General features: G+C 53.1%; 7 protein-coding genes and 1 pseudogene. 2 read left to right on the top strand and 6 right to left on the bottom strand.

What is annotated here, in order from left to right:
• Nucleotides 1–531 (top strand): adenosylcobinamide-GDP ribazoletransferase (gene cobS / locus H8Q75_RS01390; protein WP_297039823.1); only part of this gene is annotated, 531 nt, incomplete at its 5' end.
• Here the strand turns inward: cobS and H8Q75_RS01385 are convergent.
• Nucleotides 462–1175, bottom strand: a complete 714-nt coding sequence (locus tag H8Q75_RS01385; protein WP_024124374.1) for a ComF family protein — start codon at nucleotides 1173–1175, stop codon at nucleotides 462–464. The two genes, cobS and H8Q75_RS01385, sit on opposite strands and share 70 nt — an antisense overlap.
• An 18-nt stretch (nucleotides 1176–1193) precedes the next feature.
• Nucleotides 1194–1445 (bottom strand): annotated as a pseudogene (locus H8Q75_RS01380) (Mo-dependent nitrogenase C-terminal domain-containing protein); the annotation flags it as partial.
• Nucleotides 1446–2012: 567 nt separating this feature from the next.
• Here H8Q75_RS01380 and H8Q75_RS01375 point away from each other — a divergent pair.
• Nucleotides 2013–2894, top strand: a complete 882-nt coding sequence (locus H8Q75_RS01375; protein WP_024124376.1) for a universal stress protein — start codon at nucleotides 2013–2015, stop codon at nucleotides 2892–2894.
• A gap of 57 nt (nucleotides 2895–2951) precedes the next feature.
• Here the strand turns inward: H8Q75_RS01375 and H8Q75_RS01370 are convergent, their stop codons facing one another.
• From H8Q75_RS01370 to H8Q75_RS01355, 4 genes are all read right to left on the bottom strand, one after another.
• Nucleotides 2952–3266 carry a DUF5132 domain-containing protein gene (locus tag H8Q75_RS01370; RefSeq protein WP_024124377.1) on the bottom strand — a complete coding sequence of 105 codons (315 nt, stop codon included), beginning with the start codon at nucleotides 3264–3266 and terminating at the stop codon, nucleotides 2952–2954.
• 130 nt (nucleotides 3267–3396) lie between these two features.
• Nucleotides 3397–3603 (bottom strand): hypothetical protein, encoded by a 207-nt coding sequence (locus tag H8Q75_RS01365; RefSeq protein WP_041429482.1) that lies wholly within the window; start codon nucleotides 3601–3603, stop codon nucleotides 3397–3399.
• Nucleotides 3604–3687: 84 nt separating this feature from the next.
• Entirely contained in the window at nucleotides 3688–4863 is a 1176-nt protein-coding gene (bioF, locus tag H8Q75_RS01360) for an 8-amino-7-oxononanoate synthase (protein ID WP_024124379.1), read from the bottom strand.
• Nucleotides 4864–4919: 56 nt separating this feature from the next.
• On the bottom strand, nucleotides 4920–5090 hold a 171-nt coding region (locus H8Q75_RS01355; protein ID WP_297039825.1), incomplete at its 5' end, for a helix-turn-helix domain-containing protein.

Here is a 5090-nt window from a genome sequence, read left to right as displayed (position 1 = left end):
GTAGCCCTTTGGTTGGCACTGACGGGCGGATTGCACTTGGATGGTGCGATGGACACTGCCGATGGTTTAGCTGTCAGGGATCAACAACGGCGTCTTGAGGTGATGGCAGATAGGCGAGCAGGGGCTTTTGGCGTCATGGCCGCAATTGTGATCCTGCTTTTAAAAGTCACAAGCTTAAGCAGTCTGGCAAAGGGCAGCGTCTTGGTTTGGGTATTGGTGGTGGGGCGCCTGGCTCAGGTGTGGGCGATCGCCCGCTATCCCTATTTGAAGCCCCAGGGCACGGGTCAGATCCATAAAACCAGTGGTGTCTTTCCCCGCGATTTTTGGCCGAGTGGTTTACTTGTGCTCTTCCTCAGCTTCCTGCTGCCGCTTCCCCTTGGGCAATTGCTTTTTGGTCTGCTTTTAATTCTCTTGATCCCTGCATGGTTTCAGTGGCAGTTGGGGGGTCACACGGGGGATACCTACGGTGCAGTTGTGGAGTGGACAGAAGCCTTGATGCTGGTTGCCTTTACAGTGGGATCAGCCAGTTGATCGGGTAGTGCCACAGCCACGGTGATGATGCCCAAAACTTTGTATCCTGCATTGCGTAAGACGGTGGCGGCGCTGCCTGCCGTCGTCCCCGTTGTATAGATGTCATCGCACAGCAATAGCCAGCGTTGTCGCTCCAGACCGTGTCCAAGGCAAAAGGCATTGGCCAAATTGGCCTGGCGTTCTTTGAGGGATAGCTGAAACAGGGCCTCCGTTGGCCGTTGGCGGATGAGCCCCGCCGCCGCTAGGGGGAGTTCTAGGGTACGGCAAAAGCCCTTGGCAATGAGCGCCGCTTGATTAAAGCCGCGGCTTTTCAATTTATCGCGATGGAGGGGAATGGGCACAATCTGCAAGGGTAGATGTTGAGCTACCTTGGCCTCAAACCAGCTTAGGGCCAACCATTGGCCAAAGAGGTAAGCCAGCTCCGGCTGGTTGTGGTATTTCATGGTGGCGATCGCTCGCTTGAGGTCTTGCTGATAGTATCCCCAGGGAAAAAGGGGCAGACTGCCCCGCCAGTAGCGTTGCCGTTGGCGCACTTCCCATGACCTCAGGCGCCGTGCACAATCCCTACAAATCGTTTGGGAACTTGCCCGACCACAACAGCAACAGCGCTGCTGCACCAAAAAGGAGGTCAGCGATCGCCACACCAGCGCACCCCCTATGGGCTAACAGTAAGCACTAATATCCTCATGGCACTCATTCGCCAAGTAGCAAAGGGCGCGGTAGCGCAGCACCATCAGTTCTTCATAGAGGGGATTCAGGTGGCACAGCGGCGGAATGTGAATGTGCCATTTGGCAACCACAATATCACGTTCAAAGGGACACTGGGCCGGGATCAAGCGGCACAGACGATGGGCAAGCTGGCGATCGCGCACTTCCAGATGCTCTAGCCACTGCCGTACCGGCCACAGGAGCGTGCGGAGCAGACGTTGCCCCAACGTAAAAATCATCATCAACTCAACACCTCAACTCAATCATTGAAGTTAGCAGCAAAAAATTCCCTTCCCCACCGTTTAAGAAGGCAATGGCAATCACTTAAAACAATGTCTAAACGATGTCTTAAGAAGGGCAAATTTATCACTGCCTCTGATGGCAAAAAAGTCGTTCTGATCCACTTTGGATCATCCTTAGCAAGGCGCGATACCCTAGAGAAATCTCAATGAAAATCGCATCACAATAGACAATCTCCTTGTTTCAGAGAGATTTAGTAGTAGTGGATACATGGTTGAATTGAATGATGATCCTGTATCCATCCTTATTTTAGTGACTTCTGTTGAAGTTGACGATGAGGTTTTCCGAAAAGTTGCCCTTACAGCCACTGAAGTCCGCGGCGGCAACTGCAGATTCAGAAATTATAGCCTTGGAATTCAACAGATGAGGGGGCATCCTCGCAACCGTAGGTGAATGCTCATAAAAGCCTAGTAGCACAGGTCCCCCTTTCTAAGCTAATCTGCAATTAGAGTCTGGCATTGGGGAGCACTGGTATGTTTAAGAACATATTGATTCCAACAGATCTCCATGATGGCCTCCCCAAACTCACCCACTACCTTGAGGCCCTGCAAACCGCAGGTGCCCGCAAATTGATCTTTTTCCATGCCCGCCCCATAAACGAGGATGGGGATAAGCCGCGGCTGCGGGAGGAAAAGCTGCAACAGGCGCGTGAGTTACTCAAAATTGACCCCACCAATGTCCCAGCCGATCTTAAAGCAGAGGTGATCATTGAAAACCGCCGCCCTGCTGATGCCATTCTGGACACCGCTGAAAAACATCAAATTGACTTGGTACTGGCTAGCCGTCCCGTCCGCAATCTATTGGATGAGAAACTCTTCGGCAGTACAACCATTGAGGTACTGCAACGGATTAAAGTCCCGGTCATGATTATGCGCCCGCACCTGTTGTGGGTCATGACCACCGCAGAACTAAATCTCCGCTGTCAAAATCTCTTTCGTCATCTCCTTGTCCCCTACGACCACAGTCCCTCAGCTCAGCACCTCGTCCAAAAACTGCGGCAGGGTGTCCAACAGCCAGATCAAACGAGCATTACTTCCCTAACGTTTTGCTGGATTATCAGTGATGCGGGTCAAAGGGAGCTGGGGATTGCTGAGGAGCGCCCCAAGGCAGAAAAAATCCTGGCCCAGCTGAAGCAGGAATTCACGGGCTATGGCCTGAGCGTTGAAACAGAGATTCGCTTTGGCAGTCCCGTTGTGGAAGCCCAGTTGGCAGCTTACGATCGCGACATCTATGGAATTGTGGTTTCCTCTAGTTCCGTTGGTAAAATTTGGGAATTATCAATCCCCAGCTTTGCCGGGGAAATCATTCGCCGTTGCCACTTTCCTGTAATCTATTTTCCGCCCGCTGGTCGCTAATTGATTAAAGGATGGGGCAGCAAAACTACCCCAAGGAGTTTAATCGGGAGCCAAGACCTAGCTAATCGTCACTTCGCGGGGTTCCTCAGGAGCGGCGGCCTTTGCTGCTTTTTGCTCCATCATTTCTGAGCGCGCTTCGGCAACCAAGTCCTGGAAAGACTCACTGGCTTCGGCGATCGCCGTCTGGGCTTTCTCATAGGTTTCAAACGCCCACATCAAACCTGATTTTGCCGCATTACGAGCTTGCTCTGCCAAGTTGTGACCAGTCATTGAGTCAACAGCACCCACAACCGGCGCAACAGCAACAGCACCAACCCCAAGGGCAAGCACGGCGAGTGGTTCTAAACCAAGTAACAGGGCTTCCAACTCCATTCTGCGGCATCCTCCAAAGAAAAAGCAAGATGAGTACATCGCACCTATGATAGCAAAGGTGCAGGGAGGGCCATATCCCCACTCGCTTAATCGCTCCACCAAGAATCTTATGCAGGACTGAGCCAAAAGATTAGGAGAGCTTGAGGGCAGTACTGGGAACCTCATCCCAAGAGGCCACGGTACGCAAGCGAACTTGCCAACCGGCAGCTTTTTGTTCTGTTGTCAAGTTTTTCTCAAAGGACTGCACACACTCTCTCGCCTGTGCTTCATTACAACAGGCAATACAGGCATAAAGCAAGCCAGAAGGATCAATTTGCTCGCTCACCCAAATCGTGATCATCGCTCACTCCTTGGTGCACTTTGCCGATTTCACAGAACTATCTACAGCCTAGGCGAAACACAGCCAGACCGTCAGCCCTTCTTAACAGCACTTTAATAAAGCGGCCAATGCTGCCAGTAGTTGTTCAATGTGCCCAGGGGTGTGATCGGCTCTTAAGGTGATGCGCAGACGACTAAAAGGCACGGTCGGTGGCCGTACCGCCGCCACCCAACATCCAGCATCTTGTAATTTCTGACCCCATTGGAGGACGGTGGCTGGATCGGGAGCAGGCAGGCAAAAGATAGGGGTCGGTAAGGGACGGGGCAAAACCGGGCAGCCCAATGCTTGCAGTCCTTTTTCTAGTTGTTGAATGCGCTCCCCTAGGGCTTGGCGCAGGGAAGGATCTGTTTGTAGTTGCTCAAGGGCAGCAAGGGCAGCAGCAGCATCCGCCGGTGAGAGGCCAGTGCTATAGATCCATGTGCTGGCACGGTGTTGCAGATAGGTGATCAGGGCTTGGGAGCCGGCAATGTATCCCCCTAAACTGCCAAGGGCTTTGCTGAGGGTACCCATTTGAATGATGGTCGGGCTAGATTGCCCCAAGGCGGCTAAGGTACCAGCACCATTGGTTCCCAACACCCCTGTGCCGTGGGCATCGTCGACGAGCACCATTGCTATATAGGCCTCGGCTAGCCCTAGTATCTCCTCTAGGGGGGCGACATCCCCATCCATACTGAAGACACCATCGGTGAGGATTAGACAACGGCGGTATTGGGAGCGATGGGTCTCTAGGAGTTGAGCAAGGGCGGCAACATTGTTGTGGGGGTATTCATAGAACGTAGCGCGACTGAGGTGGGCGCCTTTTTTCAGACAGGCATGGTTGTAGGCATCCCCAAGCACCAAGTCCCGTTGATCCACAAGGGCAGCAATGGTGCCAAGATTGGCCGCAGTACCGGAACTGAAGACCAAGGCAGCTTCTGTACCCTTCCACTGGGCGATCGCCCGCTCGAGTTGGGCGTGGAGGTGACGCTGACCACTGAGAAGGCGCGAGCCTGTGGCTCCGGTTCCCCACTGTTGAATGGCTGCAATGGCGGCGACTTTCACCTGCGGGTGGTTGGCCAGACCTAGATAGTCATTGCTGCAAAAGTTAATCAATGGACGGGGCGGCTCTCCTACACTCACTACTGCTGCCGGTGCGCCACTGAGCAGGGGCTGGCGATACCAATGGGCACGGTGCAGCGTATTTAGGGCAGGTTCTAGCCAGTCAAAGGGATCGCTCATTTGAGAATATTTTGGGGCAGAGTTGACAAAGCCTAAAAATACGTGATCTAAACCAACTAAACCAATACGTGGCGGGGCGATTGCGGGGGACGAAGTTTATTGCCATTCTGCGGGTAGCGCCCATTCAATGGCTCAAGGTGCAGCCGATAACCGACATTGCGCACGGTTTGAATCAAACGTGGCTGTTGCGGATCCACTTCAATTTTCTTGCGCAAAGATAAAATATG

Origin of the sequence: Thermosynechococcus sp. OHK43 (assembly GCF_014466085.1) — a bacterium.
Classification (GTDB): domain Bacteria; phylum Cyanobacteriota; class Cyanobacteriia; order Thermosynechococcales; family Thermosynechococcaceae; genus Thermosynechococcus.
Note: the sequence above shows the minus strand (reverse complement) of the source record. Positions and strands in the feature narration are given on the sequence as shown.